Origin of the sequence: Azohydromonas australica DSM 1124 (assembly GCF_000430725.1) — a bacterium.
Taxonomy (GTDB): domain Bacteria; phylum Pseudomonadota; class Gammaproteobacteria; order Burkholderiales; family Burkholderiaceae_C; genus Azohydromonas; species Azohydromonas australica.
In genome coordinates, this window is the sequence record NZ_KE387216.1 from 1 (window position 1) to 14579 (window position 14579).

Annotated in this window: 18 protein-coding genes and 3 pseudogenes; 11 read left to right on the plus strand and 10 right to left on the minus strand. The window is 65.8% G+C overall.

Annotation, left to right across the window (positions count from 1 at the left end):
• From H537_RS47810 to H537_RS50090, 3 genes are all read left to right on the plus strand, one after another.
• On the plus strand, positions 1-443 hold a 443-nt coding region (locus tag H537_RS47810), incomplete at its 5' end, for a TerC family protein (RefSeq protein ID WP_043459196.1).
• Between the two features lie 400 nt (positions 444-843).
• A complete protein-coding gene (locus H537_RS0136925; RefSeq protein WP_029001877.1) occupies positions 844-1116 on the plus strand; it encodes a hypothetical protein in 273 nt (90 codons plus the stop codon).
• A gap of 326 nt (positions 1117-1442) precedes the next feature.
• Positions 1443-2570 carry a trypsin-like serine peptidase gene (locus H537_RS50090; protein ID WP_051244512.1) on the plus strand — a complete coding sequence of 376 codons (1128 nt, stop codon included), beginning with the start codon at positions 1443-1445 and terminating at the stop codon, positions 2568-2570.
• Positions 2571-2834: 264 nt separating this feature from the next.
• Here H537_RS50090 and H537_RS0136935 read toward each other — a convergent pair whose 3' ends face one another.
• Positions 2835-3134: a flagellar protein FliT gene (locus tag H537_RS0136935; protein WP_029001878.1), complete on the minus strand. Its 300-nt coding sequence runs from the start codon at positions 3132-3134 to the stop codon at positions 2835-2837.
• Between the two features lie 33 nt (positions 3135-3167).
• Here H537_RS0136935 and H537_RS53970 point away from each other — a divergent pair, with 33 nt between their 5' ends.
• Entirely contained in the window at positions 3168-3395 is a 228-nt protein-coding gene (locus tag H537_RS53970; RefSeq protein WP_156902180.1) for a hypothetical protein, read from the plus strand.
• On the opposite strand, the pseudogene H537_RS56650 reads toward H537_RS53970, so the two are convergent.
• Positions 3358-3873, minus strand: a pseudogene (locus H537_RS56650) (ATP-binding protein). The gene H537_RS53970 and the pseudogene H537_RS56650 overlap by 38 nt on opposite strands.
• 172 nt (positions 3874-4045) lie before the next feature.
• Here H537_RS56650 and H537_RS0136945 point away from each other — a divergent pair.
• Complete coding sequence (locus H537_RS0136945) at positions 4046-5230, plus strand: acetate kinase (protein WP_238446946.1); 1185 nt, start codon at positions 4046-4048, stop codon at positions 5228-5230.
• 76 nt (positions 5231-5306) lie between these two features.
• On the opposite strand, the gene H537_RS50095 is transcribed toward H537_RS0136945, so the two are convergent.
• From H537_RS50095 to H537_RS56655, 4 genes are all read right to left on the minus strand, one after another.
• On the minus strand, positions 5307-6278 hold the full coding sequence (locus H537_RS50095; protein ID WP_051244515.1) for a hypothetical protein: 972 nt from the start codon (positions 6276-6278) through the stop codon (positions 5307-5309).
• A gap of 18 nt (positions 6279-6296) precedes the next feature.
• Positions 6297-7007: a C39 family peptidase gene (locus tag H537_RS0136955; RefSeq protein ID WP_051244517.1), complete on the minus strand. Its 711-nt coding sequence runs from the start codon at positions 7005-7007 to the stop codon at positions 6297-6299.
• Positions 7004-7405, minus strand: coding sequence for a hypothetical protein (locus tag H537_RS0136960; RefSeq protein WP_029001882.1), 402 nt, complete (start codon positions 7403-7405; stop codon positions 7004-7006). Before H537_RS0136960 ends, H537_RS0136955 begins: the two co-directional genes overlap by 4 nt.
• Before the next feature lie 73 nt (positions 7406-7478).
• The gene (locus H537_RS56655) at positions 7479-7607 is read right to left on the minus strand and encodes a hypothetical protein (protein ID WP_156902182.1); all 129 of its coding nucleotides are present in this window, start codon (positions 7605-7607) and stop codon (positions 7479-7481) included.
• On the opposite strand from H537_RS56655, the gene H537_RS56660 reads away from it, so the two are divergent.
• From H537_RS56660 to H537_RS56670, 3 genes are read left to right on the plus strand one after another with little or no spacing between them, the layout of a single operon-like run.
• Positions 7606-8214: a hypothetical protein gene (locus H537_RS56660; RefSeq protein WP_156902183.1), complete on the plus strand. Its 609-nt coding sequence runs from the start codon at positions 7606-7608 to the stop codon at positions 8212-8214. The genes H537_RS56655 and H537_RS56660 overlap by 2 nt on opposite strands.
• A 36-nt stretch (positions 8215-8250) precedes the next feature.
• The gene (locus tag H537_RS56665; protein WP_156902184.1) at positions 8251-8835 is read left to right on the plus strand and encodes a hypothetical protein; all 585 of its coding nucleotides are present in this window, start codon (positions 8251-8253) and stop codon (positions 8833-8835) included.
• 6 nt (positions 8836-8841) lie between these two features.
• A complete protein-coding gene (locus tag H537_RS56670) occupies positions 8842-9435 on the plus strand; it encodes a hypothetical protein (RefSeq protein WP_156902185.1) in 594 nt (197 codons plus the stop codon).
• A gap of 306 nt (positions 9436-9741) precedes the next feature.
• On the opposite strand, the gene H537_RS0136980 is transcribed toward H537_RS56670, so the two are convergent.
• The gene (locus H537_RS0136980) at positions 9742-9915 is read right to left on the minus strand and encodes a hypothetical protein (RefSeq protein WP_169517169.1); all 174 of its coding nucleotides are present in this window, start codon (positions 9913-9915) and stop codon (positions 9742-9744) included.
• Between the two features lie 159 nt (positions 9916-10074).
• Here H537_RS0136980 and H537_RS47830 point away from each other — a divergent pair, with 159 nt between their 5' ends.
• Both H537_RS47830 and H537_RS47835 read left to right on the plus strand, forming a co-directional pair.
• Positions 10075-10371 (plus strand): hypothetical protein, encoded by a 297-nt coding sequence (locus H537_RS47830; protein ID WP_043461837.1) that lies wholly within the window; start codon positions 10075-10077, stop codon positions 10369-10371.
• 49 nt (positions 10372-10420) lie between these two features.
• A pseudogene (locus tag H537_RS47835) lies at positions 10421-10906 on the plus strand (transposase); the annotation flags it as partial.
• 16 nt (positions 10907-10922) lie between these two features.
• Here H537_RS47835 and H537_RS55245 read toward each other — a convergent pair.
• Positions 10923-11438 carry a transposase gene (locus tag H537_RS55245; RefSeq protein ID WP_211235144.1) on the minus strand — a complete coding sequence of 172 codons (516 nt, stop codon included), beginning with the start codon at positions 11436-11438 and terminating at the stop codon, positions 10923-10925.
• Positions 11422-11940, minus strand: coding sequence for a winged helix-turn-helix domain-containing protein (locus H537_RS55250; protein ID WP_043461839.1), 519 nt, complete (start codon positions 11938-11940; stop codon positions 11422-11424). Before H537_RS55250 ends, H537_RS55245 begins: the two co-directional genes overlap by 17 nt.
• Before the next feature lie 18 nt (positions 11941-11958).
• On the opposite strand from H537_RS55250, the pseudogene H537_RS47845 reads away from it, so the two are divergent.
• Positions 11959-12399, plus strand: a pseudogene (locus H537_RS47845) (IS1595 family transposase); the annotation flags it as partial.
• Between the two features lie 173 nt (positions 12400-12572).
• Here the strand turns inward: H537_RS47845 and H537_RS0137005 are convergent.
• The gene (locus H537_RS0137005) at positions 12573-13655 is read right to left on the minus strand and encodes an IS5 family transposase (RefSeq protein ID WP_029001886.1); all 1083 of its coding nucleotides are present in this window, start codon (positions 13653-13655) and stop codon (positions 12573-12575) included.
• Positions 13656-14579: the final 924 nt, after the last annotated feature.

Sequence of the window (14579 nt, forward strand, 5' to 3'; positions counted from 1 at the left end):
AGGAGGGCCACGAGTCCAAGTCCGTGGCTGCGAGCTTCGGCGCGGTGATCCTGCAGATCATGGTGATCGACCTGGTGTTCTCGCTGGACTCGATCATCACCGCCGTGGGCATGGTGGACGAGGTGGCGGTGATGATCGCCGCCGTCATCGCCTCGGTGGGGATGATGATGGTGTTCGCCGGCCCCATCGGCCGCTTCGTCTCCGACCACCCGACCATCAAGATGCTGGCGCTGTCCTTCCTGGTGGCCGTGGGCGTGGTGCTGCTGGCCGAGGGCTTCGGCCATCACGTGCCCAAGGGCTACATCTACTTCGCGATGGCCTTCTCGCTGGTGGTGGAGATGCTCAACATCCGCATGCGCAAGCGCGCCGCGCAGCCCGCACACCTGCACTCAGCTTACGTGCCGGAGGACACCGGCGCCAACTCGCGTCCGTCGGTGCGCTAATCGGCCATCCATGCCCCCAGCGTACGATGCTGGGGGCGGTGCCCATCAGGGCCGAGAACAATACGGTAGACCGAAGCGCTGGGCGCCAAGGACCCAGTCGTGTGGGAATTCAGCAGCCCCGGCAACCGGTTTACCTTTGAGCTCAGTTGCCCGCCAATGCCGCATACGTCGAGGGCCGCTGTCTATACCGTTGCCTCAGCACCTTTACTCCACGGAATTGTCGACACCCGCGAGCGCAAGGGCAAGTTGCTGCAACCGCAATGCTTGAAGCACCCTGCCATAAGAGCGCGTCTGGTGGGCCTTCCCGGCGGCCAGGACACGCTGTCGGTCGTATGTAACCATCGATAAAGGTGCCCCTCAAGAATGTGGTCGGGGCCGTTCCCAAGGAAGCCACTGCGGCATGCTGTCGCGGCACCAAGACTGGCTTTTGCAGAGCCGGCAGATGTTGAAGGGGGAGGCAATGCAGCAGTACGAGACGGCGCTGGAAAGGGCGCGGCGTCTGGCCAGTGAAAGCGAGGGTCGGGCAGCCGTTCAGGCCACGTGGATCGAAGAGTTGAGGCACCTGGGCTACGACACAGCGGACGAGGAGCGCAATCTGGCTTTGATGAAGGAACAGACCTGGAGCGCTTACGCGGAACTGTCCCGCCAGCAAGCTTTGGCCGAACAGCAGTAGCGGCTACAGCGTCACGGGCGGCAGCATGCGCGCTGCCGCGAAAATGCCGTTTCACCAGCCGTCCTCACACCAGCGTGCCGAGCAGCGAGTAGCGCTTTCCCCCGCCAGGCAGTGACGCTGTAAAGGCCAGGGGCTTGCTGAACTGCTGGATGTTGCGCCTACCCTCTCCAGCGGGAACTGGTGCATCCCTTTCCCGGGCCCTCCACAGAAGCGACGCGACGGCGGCTATCGAAACGTACCTTTCAGCCGCATCGGGCACGCAGCCGGGTCGGGATCCCAGGCGAGCAGACGTCCCCGTCCTCGGAACACTCAGGAAGGCAACCAGCATGAATTCCACGTCAGTTACGGCCCTGGCCGCCGCCATCACCGCCCTCGGCGCCCACACGGCGCAGGCCCAGTCAGTGGCCTACACGCCAAGGACGACGGTACAGGCCGCGGAACAGTTCAGCGACATCGAACTGCTGAGCGCCAAGTCGCCCATGCCCCGGGTCCGCTTCCTGCCGCCGTCGGCCCTGGACTACAACGCCGCTGCCGTGTTGGCACAGAGCCGTGGCGTGGTGGCAAACAGTCCGGGCAAGCATCCAGTAGCCAGCGCGGCGGAGTTGAGAACGAGGCGCCACATTGCCGCTGCAGCGCTGGCGGCGCGGCCTGCCCACGAGGTAGCGGTACCCCAGGCCGTAGGCACGGGCGCAATCCACTTCAACTCCACCCGCACTTACCCGCGCCAGCAAGACGGTACCTATCCCAGCAGCGCCGTGGGCAAGCTCTTCTTCCGTGACGGCGCGGGCAACTCCTACATCTGCACGGGCTCGATGATCAAGCCCGGCGTGGTGCTCACCGCCGGGCACTGCGTGCACAGCGGCTCTGGCGACGGCTGGTACAACAGCTTCACCTTCGTGCCCGGGTTCAGGATCACCGACGACGGCGTCGAAACGAGGCCATTCGGTACCTGGACCAGCGTGGCGCAGGTGCGCACCACCGCGGCCTGGGCCACCGGCGGCGGCAGTGTCCCCAACGCCGGGGATTGGGCTCTGATTGTCTTCAACGCCGACGCCTCGGGCCGGCGCATTGGCGATTACACAGGCACCCTGGGCTACCAGTACCCGGCCATGATCGGGCGCCTCATGACGGTGCTGGGTTACCCAGCCAACCTTGATGGCGGCACTCAGATGCACCGTGTCGAAAGCATGGTCAACGACGGTGGCGGCAATATCGGCATCTGGGGTTCCGACATGACCGGCGGTTCCAGCGGTGGTCCGGTCGTATTGAACTTCCGCCAGGACTATGCGGGCCTGACGGGCTCCACGCAGGACAGCGGGGGCAATCGCCTGACCAGCGTCGTGTCCTGGGGCTATGTCGATGGCGCGGTGCAGGTGCAGGGTGGCTCGCAGTTCGACAACACGTTCGACGACCTGCTTGGCACCACCTGCACGGCGTTTGCCTGGGCCTGCTGACAGCAAGTCCACGCGGTGCAGGGCAAGTGGGCAAGATCGCTCTTCCGGTGGCCTATAGGAGCAGGCCAGAAAGGAGGCGGTTTTCAGGCATTGATGTTCTAACTGGTCTACCGAGATTGCGTTTGAGCACGCTGCACGGTGCTCCTCCTCGCCATACATATGCGCGGTTGTCGAAATCGTAGCGTGAGCGGCAGCGATATTGCGATGTTCACATGGCCAGAAGTAGCAGGATTGGCTTGCCTGGCAGCCCAGGCTGGACAACCGTCACTGCGATGAACGTGAACGGCCACCCGTCAAGGCGTCAAGGTTCTCGATCCAAGGCTCGGCCAAGCGGCGCACCTCCGCATCGTTGGCCAGAATCCGGCGCATGATGGCGGACTTGGCTTGGTGATGCTCTGCCGCCAATGCTGTGACTTTTGAGGCCTGCTGAAGCTGAGTGATCAGCCTGCTGCTTACGTTTTCAAGACGCTCGACTGCGTCCCAGTCGCCACGTCGTGCTACTGCCAGCATGTCGGCACTCGCCTTTTCAAGGGCTTCGTAGTAACTCAGCAGCGGCTTGTCCATGGCGTCCTGGTGGGCGGTCTGGGACACACAGCCGTGCATTACCACACGGCATCGGGCTGCGGCGTGATAACGGCAGAAGCGGCGTTGACCCTGGCCGAGATGGGTGAAGCAGCGGCATCGAGCGATGCAGCAGCTCCAACGTGTCGTGTGGTCGTTGTTGCTGCTGCCTATATCGGCCTTGCCGCTGTGGAACTTGAGACAAATCAAGCCTCCACCCTCGACGTCAAGGATTTGGGCGGTTCAAAGTCAGCGGGACGGTGAACGTGCTGCCCTTGCCGGGTTGGCTTTTCAGCTCTAGCTGTCCGTCCATCATCGCAACCAACCGCCTCACAACCGACAGGCCCAGCCCCGTACCTCAAAAACGCCGCGTCGTAGAGCTGTCTGCCTGAAAGAAGGCCTCGAAGATACGTGCCTGGGCTTCTGGCTTGATGCCTATGCCGGTATCGATCACTTCGAACTGAAGTCCTGCAGACTGCTGTGTGAGCTCCATCAACTGGGATCGCAACGTGACCTGCCCGACCGAGGTGAACTTCACGGTGTTTCTCCTTGAGGTTGATGAAGATCTGCTCGAGCCGCAACGGGTCACCCATGACCTCCACGGGAAGGTCCTGCGGCAACCGCTCTCCCTGCTCGTGCATGGAGCATGCGCTGCGTTGCAGTGCCGCAAATACACTTTGCTTGCCCGACTTGTCCATAGCTTTCTTTGCTGCTCGTCACCCGCGGTCAGGGGACCCTGCATGGTTGCGGTTTGCAACCGGCCCCGCTCCAATCCGCAACGTGTCCCCGATACAAAGACTCACACGGGAGGGCCGATGATTACGTTGTGTCGAGCCGGTGCTCCACGCACCGCCTTATCAATTGCCTGCCTACTGGCCAGCACGGCCTGGGCGGCGGAGTCGCCGGACGAAGCTTTGTCCAGGCTGGAAGTCCTGCAGCGCGAGATTACACAGCAGTCGCAACGACTGGAAGCCTTGCAGCAGGCCATGGCGCAGGAACAGCGCCGGCTCAACGAGGTGCGCCAAGCCCTGGGCCTGCAGGTGCTCGAAGCCCAGCGCGGCGGCCAGGGACAGGGCCAGCAGCCCGAGCTCCAGACCGCGCAGGCCGCCACCGCACCGCAGACCCAGCCGGTCGGCCAAGCGCCGAGCGATGAGGGGCGCCGGGCGCAGGTGGCGCAGATCTTCGAGCAGCCCGGCGTGCTCACGCAGCGCGGCAAGTTCGTGCTGGAGCCGTCGCTGCAGTACGCCTACTCCTCGAACAACCGGGTGGCGCTGGTGGGCTACACCATTATCCCGGCCATCACCATCGGCGTGATTGACGTGCGGGAGGTCAAGCGCAACACCTTCACGGCGGCCCTCACCGGGCGCTACGGGCTGACCAACCGGCTGGAGCTGGAGGCGCGTATCCCGTATTCGTACCGCACCGACAGCAGCCTCAACACGGACGTCTCCGGCGGCAATCCCAACGAGCAAGAGGCCTTCAAGGCCATCAGCGGCCGCGGGATCGGCGACATCGAGCTCAGCGCGCGCTACCAGCTTAACGACGGCGGGCTGAACCGGCCCTACTACATCGGAAGCCTGCGCTACAAGTCGCGCACCGGCCGCGATCCCTTCGAGGTGCCCTCGAACCTGGCTAACGACCGCTTCGGCGGCTTCCAGCAGGAGTTGCCCACGGGCTCCGGCTTCCAGGGCCTACAGCCGGCGCTGACCGTGCTTTACCCTTCCGACCCGGCCGTGTTCTTCGGCACGGTGAGTTACATGCACAACTTCGCCAGGAGCGGCCTGACGTACAACGATCCGGCCTCGCCGCAGACGCCCTTCAAGGTGTCCCCGGGCAGCGTGCTCGGCTTCAACTTCGGCATGGGCTTGGCACTCAACGAGAAGTCCTCCTTCAGCTTGGGCTACGACCACAGCTCGGTGGGCCGCACGAAGCTCAACGGCGACGGCAGCCGCTCAGTGCGCGTGCAGTTGGGTACGCTGGTGCTGGGCTACTCCTACCGGCTGAGCGCCGAGCGCAGCCTCAACGTCTCACTGGGCATGGGTGTCACGCGCGACACGCCGGACGTCACGCTCACGGTGCGCATGCCCTACACGTTCTGAAAGCCCGCCCACCGAAAAGCTACGCCGCGGCCCGCAGAGGCCGCGGCGTTTTCACTGGAAGCCGGCCGGCGCCGGTTCAGCGCCGCAGCGAGTCGGTGATGGCGCTGCGCAGGTTGCGCTGCGCCTCAATGGACTTGAGCACGCCCAGGCTGTTGGCCGTGGCGTTGATGGTGGTCAGCGTCTGGATCTTCTGGCCGTCGAGCGTGTTCTGGATCACGGTGCCGATGGCCCTCGGTCCCAGGCTGGTCAGCACGGCGTTGCCTGCGCCGTTCTGGATCAAGGCAATGCGGTTGCCCACCTCGGGCAACTTCATGGCGGCAGCCTTGCCGGCGGACAGCGTTCCGAGCTCCGACAGGTTCAGGCTGGTCGTAGTGACCAAGCTGCCGTTGACGTAGACGGCCCGCTCGATGCCGAAAGAGATCCTGAGCCCGCCGTCGCCAACGAACCCGCCACGCAGGGTGTCCAGCGCCGTCTCGTCCAGCGCCACGAGAGTGCGCTGCGCCAGCTGCAGCGGCGTCGGGGCCGGGATCACCGCCACAGCAGGAGTTGCAGTCTCGAGCAGCACCTCGGCGGCGGCGAGGTTGACCGCCGGCGTGTCTGCACCGGACTGCGGCATCGGGGCGGGCAGCGCAGCCGGCGCGAGCGCAGCGGCGGCAAGCGGGGTGGACGAGGGGACCGCGGCGGCACCCGCCTGCGCGTGTGTGGGCATGAGTCCCTGGAGCTGAAGCACTTGCAGCGTGGCGCTTGCCGTCTTGATACTGGAGGGATCGTTGCCGCTTGCGGGCTGCGTGGGTGCGGCCGTCGAAGGTTGCGCCGTGGTGGCGGACAGCATTTCAGCCAGCACGGACCGGGCCGGCATCGGCGCCGGCGACGCGGCCGCCGTGTCGGCCAGTCCCAGGGCGCGCAGGATGGCGTCGGCCGCCATCTGCGGGAGCGCGCCGGCCGCAGCCGCGGGTCTTTCCTCGGCACGCGCCAGGCGATCCACGACGGCCGGTCCCGCGCACAGCATGGTGGACAGCAGGACGAATCGGCTGAAGCTAGCGTTCATGGCGGGGTGGATGGGGCGTCAGAAATCCGAGGGGCCACGGCGCGGCAGCACGACACCGGCCAGTCCGTCGCGCTGTATGCCGTCATGCAGCGATGCGGTGGGTGCGACGCGCCAATCCGACGCCAGGTTGAAGCGGGCGGCTTCGCGGCGGTTGGTGACGACGAACAGGATGCGGTTGAACCAGGCCTTCTCGAACTCTGACTGCGTCATGGCGCGGGTGCCGCCCGAGGGGTCGCCGACGAGCACGCGGCCGCTGTGCAGCCCCTTGACGACAACGAAGTGGTTGTAGCCGTTCTCGTTGACCAGGGCGATGGCGGGAATGCCCTCCTGGCGCAGCGCGTCCAGCGGCGCCTCGAAGCCGTCGGCCGTGAAGCCCTGCTGTTCGAGGTAGCGCTTCATGTCCAGCAGCGAGAAGCCCTGCTGCCGGATCTTGGCCTGGTCGCCGTGGAGAAACATCTGTTCGAACACCGCCTGCTCCGTCACCGGCAGCCCGTAGTGGTAGGTCAGCAGCGTGGACAGGGCCGCCGAGCCGCAGCTGAAGTCGTACTGCTGCCGCACCGTGGCGCTGAACTTGGCCTCCTGGAGGCTGCGCACGGGCACGTTGAACGGCCCGCCGACCTGGACCGGCACTTCGACCGTGCCGGCCTGGACCGAAGCGGCCCCGGCCAGGGACAGCGCGGCCAGCACGCGGGCCAGCCGGCGCTGGCCTGGGCAGGGCAGAAGCTTCATTTGAGCTGCAGGTTGACGATGGTGGCGTTCTGGATGAGCACGTTGTTGCCGCTGTTCTGGACTACCAGCGGCAGTCCGGCCGCGTTGGCGAAGGCGCCGTCACTGATCGTGTTGCTGCCCGTGGCAAGGTTCACGGCATGGTTGTCAGCAACAACGCCGTCGAGCTTGACCTCGTTGAGCGTCTGTGCGCCGCCGCGGTGGGCTGCCAGCACGTCCGCCGTGACGGGCTTGGCCAAGAGCAGCAATCCCGCGCGCTGAGGCGCCGGCGCGGCGGCCGAGGGCATGAGCGGCTGCGCCGGGCCTGCGACACTGTCCAGGGCTCGCGCCGGGCCCGTCCATGAAAGTGTCGCCAGCAGGGCCAGCGCGGTCATGGCCCGGGTGCTGAAGCCGTTGAGCATGAAACCTCCTATTGCCGGATGGAGGGAAGGCCGCCGGAGGCGCAAGCCCCCGGCGGCACCCAAGCTCAGGACCTTAGCGACCCAGCCGCATGTTGGCCTGGACCGTCACCGCCTGCTGCACCAGCGCGCCAACGCCCGAGTTCTGGCTCAGCACCATGATGCCGGCGGCGCTCTGGGCCGTGCCGCTCATCGTGTTGGACATGTTGAAGGCCCCGGTCGTCACGGAGTGGCCGGCGCTGCTGGCACCCGCGCCGCCGGCCGCGCCGTTGCCTGCGCCGGCCGTGGCCATGCCGCCGCTGCCCGCGCCGCCGCTGCCGTCGCCGCCCGCGCCACCGGCCGCGCCCGCGCCGCCTGCGCCGCCGCTGCCGCCGCTGCTGGCGCCGCTGGAAGCCGTGCTGGTGACGGAGCCCGCGCCGGCGTCGCCGCTGGTGGCCGAGCCGCCGGCCGCGCCGCTGCCCGCGGTGCTGGTGGCGGTGCCGCCGGCGCCCGCTGTGGCGGTGTTGCCGCCGGTGCTGGCCGAGCCGGTGCCGGTAGCGGCACCCGCGGTGGACGTGGCTGCGCCGTTGCTGGCCGCGCCGCCGGTGCTGCTGGCCGAGCCGCTGCTGCTGCCGGAGCTGGCCGTGGCCGTGCCGGAGCCGGCGCCGCCGGTGCCGGTGGCCGAGCCCGTGGCCGCGCCTGCGGTGCTGGTGGCGCTGCCGCTGCCGCCGCTGCTGTCAGCACTGCCGGTGCCCGTGGCAGCGCCGCCGGTGCTCCTGCCTGAGCCCATGCCGGCGGAGCTGGTGCTGGTAGCGCTGTTGGTGCCACCGTAGCTCCTGGAGCGGCCGCCGTCGCCACCAGCGGTCGTCGTGTTGCCGGCCGTGGATGTGCTCGTGCCGCCGGTGCCCGAGGCAGTGGCGCCGCCGCCCGTGCTGGTCTGCGTGGAGGCGGCGGTACTGGCACCGCCGGTGCCCGTGGAAGTGGCGGCCCCGCCCGTGGACGTGTTGCTGGCAGTGCCGGTGGCACCGGTGCCCGCTGCGGTAGCCGAGGCCGCGCCGGCGGTGCTGGTCTGCGTGGCCGAGGAAGCGCCGCCCGTGGAGGTGGTGGTCAGCCCAGCTGCGCCGCCCGTGGCGGTGGTGGTATTGGTGGCGCTGCCGCCCGAGGTCGAGGCTCCTCCGCCGTTGGCGCCGGTAGCCGTGCCGCCCGCGCCGCCCGCGCCGCCCGCGCCCGCGGTGGCAGTGCTGGTGCCGCCCGTGGAGGTGCCTGCGCCGGTAGCCGCCGCGCCACCCACGGATGCGCCACCCGCGCCGCCCGCGCCTCCGGCACCGCCTGCGCCGCCCGCCGCGCCCGTGCCCGCCGCGCCCGTGCCCGCACCACCCAGGGCTGCGCCGCCCGTGCCCGTGCCACCGGCGCCGCCCGCGCCGCCCGTGGACGAGCCGTTGTTGGTGGCGTAGTTGCCGATGTTGGAAATCGTCAGACCGCTGACGGTGCCGGTGAGCGTGGTCGTGGCCACCGCGCTGCTGGAGTTGAAGGCATTGTTCAGGTTCGACGTAGCCGTGGCGCCGTTGAGCGCCAATGCGGCGCCGACGCCCGAAGCGGTCCCCGTGCCGCTGTTGCTGCGTGTCGAGCTTGCACTCTGTGTCACCGTCGATTCCCCTCGGGTCGTTCCCGTGGTGTTCGAGGGTGCGTCAGCGAAAGCAGAGGTACCAAAGGCCAGACCCAGGGCCGCAGCCAGAATCGTTTTCCTCATCTCTTCACTCTCCTTGAGAGGTCTCATGCGGAGGCAGCGCGACCCCATTGCCGTGCTGTCTCTGGCGGCAGGATGGCGAGTAGATAAAAGGCATTCAGTTGCAGAATTTGTAACTAATGCATCCAGTTATATGAAGCGCCCTCCCCCACCAAAACCGGGTCTTGAAGCGTCGAACCAGTATCTGTCTATCACATCAGTGAGACGCCACAGGTCCAAATTTTCTAGAGAGATCAGTCATTCCCCGGGGCAAGGTCGCGAACGCATCGAGTTCTGGCGAGATTGCCGAACCGGCACATCGCAATGACATTGACCGCGCCACACATGCCAAAGTCATGCTTACGGCATCGAAGATGTCTCGACTTGCGATGAAGCGTGACACTCGTTTGTGGGGTATGTCGCGGATGCGAAAAACAGGTTCTTCTCTTGTCCAAGCTGGGCCGGCGCAAAACCAGCGGGTCGAGCACGCCCACTAACAGGCCTGCACCGCACGGTTTGGGGCTGGGGTTCGTCCGCACGGCTTGCAACTGAAACGTTGCCCGATCCACCACCGCATGTGCAGCGGTGACGCGGTACACAGGCTTTCCTCGGTGGCGCCCAGCGCCAGCAACCGCTACTGCTCTTCCGATCCCAGCCTCAACCGCGTATCCGGCACCTGGAGCCTACGCGCCTGCTGCGACACCACCCAGCCGTGCAGCCGGCCACATAGCACGTCCACCACCGAGTCGTTATCCACGCGCACCAGCAGCATGTGCTCACTGCAGTGCACCACCGCTGCTGTCGACATGGGCCTCGGTGGCAGTAGCGGTTCCATCTGCTCCCACAACTCGCCTGGGAGGCGCCAGCCGTCGTCCTTCTTCACCAACCCCATCACTTGTTTTCGTAGCCATGCCGAGAGCGGCCGCCATTTTACTGATCGGCGCGTTGATAGCTAAACCAAGCCAGCATGTGCAATGCAGGCCCGGATGACGCGAGGCTTCTGCCGAAGTCGCTGGCAGGCGCCGCGCAGTTTTTTGCGGGTCTCGGCGAGGTTGGCGCAGCAGACGTTGCGCAACTCGACATGCTTCAGGTGCCGCCAGATTCCCTCCTGGGGATCACGCTCGGGGGCGTATCCAGGAAAGCGTTCGAGATGCAGCCTCTCGCCAGCCTCCTCATGCAGGAATTGCTTGACGGCGCGACTGCGACGGCCGGCATCAACCTCGTGGAGTGCGTCGCCTTCGTCGGAAACGCCACCGCATCTTGATGATCACGGGCGCAAGCCCTGCTCAAGATGGAACGGCTGGACGCTCACGCTCGATGAGCTCGTTGCCGCGGTGGAGCAGCGCCGCGCACGGACCAAGGCACTGCGGCTTCTGGAAGCCACGCGGGATGTGCGTCGATGCATCCACTGCAACAGCGCGGTGCTGGTCAAGAACGGTCACAGCCAAGGGCTGCAGCGCTATCGGTGCCGGGCCTGCCTCAGGACCTTCAACGCCGCCAGCGGGACGCCTTTGGCGCATCTGCGTCACAAGGCGCGCTTTTACCAGCAGGGTGAGTGTCTGGCCCAGGGCCTGACGGTTCGCGAGGCTGCTGCCGCTATGGACGTGGCCGTGAGTACCGCATTTCGGCTGCGGCATCGCTTTCTCACCGCCGTTGTGCCTCACCAGCCGCTGCATGCAGCAGGCTTGCTTGAGGTGGACGAGATGTACATCCACGAATCGCTCAAGGGCAGCCGGCATCTGCCGCGTAAAGCACACGCGCGGGGCAACAGCCAAGCCTCGTGCGTGCCAGTGCTACTGATCGGCGCGTTGATGGCTAAACCAAGCCAGCATGTGCAATGCGGGCCCGGATGACGCGAGGCTTGTGCCGAAGTCGCTGGCAGGCGCCGCGCAGTTTTTTGCGGGTCTCGGCGAGGCTGGCGCAGCAGACGTTGCGCAACTCGACATGCTTCAGGTGCCGCCAGATTCCCTCCTGAGGATCAAGCTCGGGGGCGTATCCAGGAAAGCGTTCGAGATGCAGCCTCTCGCCAGCCTCCTCATGCAGGAACTGCTTGATGGCGCGACTGCGGTGGATCGGCGCACCGTCCCAGAGTACGAGCAACTTACCTGGGACATGACGCAGCAGGTGGCGGCAAAAGCCAATGACTTCCACCTCCGTGATGGCGTGCTCATGGACTTGGAAGTACAGCCGCTCATCCTGACCCACGCCGCCGATGACGGACAAATGGTCACGCGTCAGCCGGTGGCGCAGCACCGGCGTGTGGGCCACCGGCGCGTATGTCCGCACGACGGCCGGCAGCAAGTAAAAGCCGCTCTCATCGACGAACACCACCTTGCGGCCCTCCTGCTGCGCCTGATTTTTTAATGGCTGGCCAGCGCTCCTGGCACCATTGCTCGATGGCCTCTTCATCACGCTGCGTTGCCCGCAGGGCAGGCTTTTGAGGGCTCCACTTCCACACCTGCAGCAGCTTGCTCACATGCCCTGGGTGGTAATGCACGCCGAGCTTGCGCTCGATGAGTACCGCAATGCGTTTGCGCGTCCACAACTCACCGCTGAATCCGTGCGCCGGAGCTCCTTCGTCGAGCCAGGTCAGGATCTGAGCCCGCTGCTCGGCTGAAAGCTTGCACGCTGCCCCGGGGGCGGTGCGCTTGTTCAACGCGGCAATCCCGCCCCCGTCACGCCCGCGGCGCATCCACTGCGAAACCGCACCCGGTGTGACGCCCAGCGCCTTGGCAATCTGCGCTTGTGTCCAACCCGCCTCATGCAGTTCCCAGGCACGCAGCCGCCGGCCCTCACGCCAGTCGACGGCCCGGCTCGAAAGCAACTGTTCCATGTTGGCCTCCTTGGAGAGCCTGAGGGAGTTGAGCAATCTATGCGCCGATCAGTAGTTGGGCAGGTGCGGGGCAGCCATGTCGTGACCGACCGCTTGCTCGCCGAGATGAGTGCGGCCCAGGTGAGCAACGCCCTCAAGACCGTCGTCGGCCCCGACACGCTGCTGTGCACCGATGGCAGCGCAACCTTGCGCAGCGCTGCTGCTGGACTCGGCGTCGCTGCCAAGTCCATCGCGGTGACCTACGACGGCCGAGTGCAGGACGGTGTCTACCACGTGCAGACGGTCAACAACTACCACGCGCGGCTCAAGGCCTGGATCAACGGGCGGCTTCGCGGGGTGGCGACCAAGTACCTGCCGAACTACCTGGCATGGATGCGCATGTGGGAGTGGTTCAAGGACGGCATCAAGTCCGACCACTTCATCATCTCAGGCCTCGGCCACCAGCTCATCAACACATAACGCGAACAGCGCCTGAAGTACCCAGTGTTGGGCCGCCCATGACCTCCTTCGATGTCGCCATGTGCAATTTCAGGCGGCTCAGGAAGGCCCATGACGGGCAATCCGCTCTGCTGAGGCGCTGTCGAAGCCTTGGCAGGCAGCCCAGCAGGCCTTTTGTAGCCGGGCGGCCGGACTCATGGACGGACTTCTGCCAAGCCACGCAGCCGCGTGAGGTTGTACGCCGCCATGGTCAGCGTGAAGACCTGGTCCACCTTGGCCAGACCGCGCACCATCACCTGGCGTATCGGGCCAATGGACTTTCCCCAGCCGAAGCACTGCTCGATGCATTTCCTCTTGAGCTGGCTGATCTCGTAGCCAGCGTGCCGCGTGGTGCGCGCGTCGATGGCGCTGCCGCCACTGCGCTTGAGGTTCTGGGCCACGTGCGGGGTGACGTTGAGAGCGCGGCATTCCTTGACGAAGCCACGCGTGTCGTAGGCCTTGTCGGCACCCACGGTGATGCGCTGCGTGTCGCTGCACACATCGCTCAGCATCTCGGCCGCGGCGGTGCGTTTGGCCTTACCTTCAGCCTGGGTGGTGTGCACGTTGACCACCAGGCCATGCCTGTTGTCGGTGAGGACGTGACCCAGGTAGTTCAGCAGCGCCGGCGCTGCATTGCTCTTTCGGTACAGGCGCGATTCGGGGTCCGTCTTCGATGCGTGCGTGTCGTTGCTGCGTTTCTCGCCGTGCCAGTTCTCGGGCGGCCGGTCATCATCGCTGCCGTCCTTGCGCCGGATGCTTTTGTGCCCGGCCCAGGCCTGGATGAGCGTGCCGTCCACGCTGAAGTGCTCGCCCGACAACAGTCCCCGGGCCTGAGCCATCCCCACCGTCGCGTCGAACAGTGCCGTCACGGCCTCGTGCTCGATGAGGCGGTCGCGGTTCTTGCTGAACACCGAGTGGTTCCAGACCGGGTCGTCGATCGACAGGCCAACGAACCAGCGAAAGAGCAAGTTGTAGGTCACCTGCTCCATGAGCTGACGCTCGCTGCGGATGCTGTAGAGCACTTGCAGCAGCATCGCACGCATGAGCTTCTCAGGCGCGATGCTCGGGCGCCCGCCCTTGATGTCGGCCTCGTACATCGCCGAGAAGCGCTCGTCCATCTTGGCCAGCGCCTCGTTGACCCAGGCGCGGATGGGGCGCAGCGGGTGCGGCGCCGGCACGAAGTCCTCCAACTTCACCATCGTGAACAGGCTCTCGTTGTAGCTATCGGCTCCCCGCATCGTCGTTCTTTTCGTTCGTCCAGCCCCAATGGTCGCTCAAGCTGTGACCGCCTGGGCGAGGTACTTCAACAGCCTGCTAGCCAGGGTGGACCAGACCTTCACGCTGACCATGGCGGCGTACAACCTCACGCGGCTGCGTGGCCTGGCAGAGGTACGTCCATGAGCCGGGCAGCACGTCCAGAAAAGGCCTGCCGGGCTGCCTGCCGGGGCTTCGACAGCGCCTTGGCAGACCGGATTGCCCGTCATAGGCCCTCCTGAACCTCCTAAACCGCTCAAAATTGCACATGGCGATATCCAAGGTGGTCACGGTCGGACCAGCAGCTGGTACTTCAACGGCCTGCTAATACTGCCGAGCGGTCAAGCAGTCCTGCATGAAGAGGCGGGCGAGAGACTGCATCCCAAACGCTTCCTTGGATACGCCGCGAGCTTATCCTCGAGAGTATGGCGCGACGATCTGGATGAGAGGCCTCACCTTGATTGACGCGTGGCACAAGAGGGAGTCTGGCGGCACGTGAAGCATGTCGAGTCCGTATGTCTGCTGCGGCAGCCTCGCTGAGACCCGCAAAAACTGCGCGGTGCCTGCCAACGAGTTCGGCAAAAGCCCCGCAGCGTCCGGGCCTGCAATGCACATGCCGGCTTGGTTTAGCCATCCACGCGTTGGTCAGTAACACAATAAGACCAGGTGCAATGACTGCAGCGCTCGCTCCCACGTCACAGGCACCACGGCGCTGGAACTACTTGCGCGAGGCCCAGCAGCGCAGGTAGCCTGCAGCCACGCTAAACGTATTTTGAAGCCTCCGCTATGTCGTTAGCCTGCAAAGGAACATATCGCTGTCGGCAGACTCAGGTCTTGGATGGTCCTGTGGCCAGACCGACCGGCACTTCATTACTAAGACACGCGCAAGTATTGCCTCATTGGTAAAA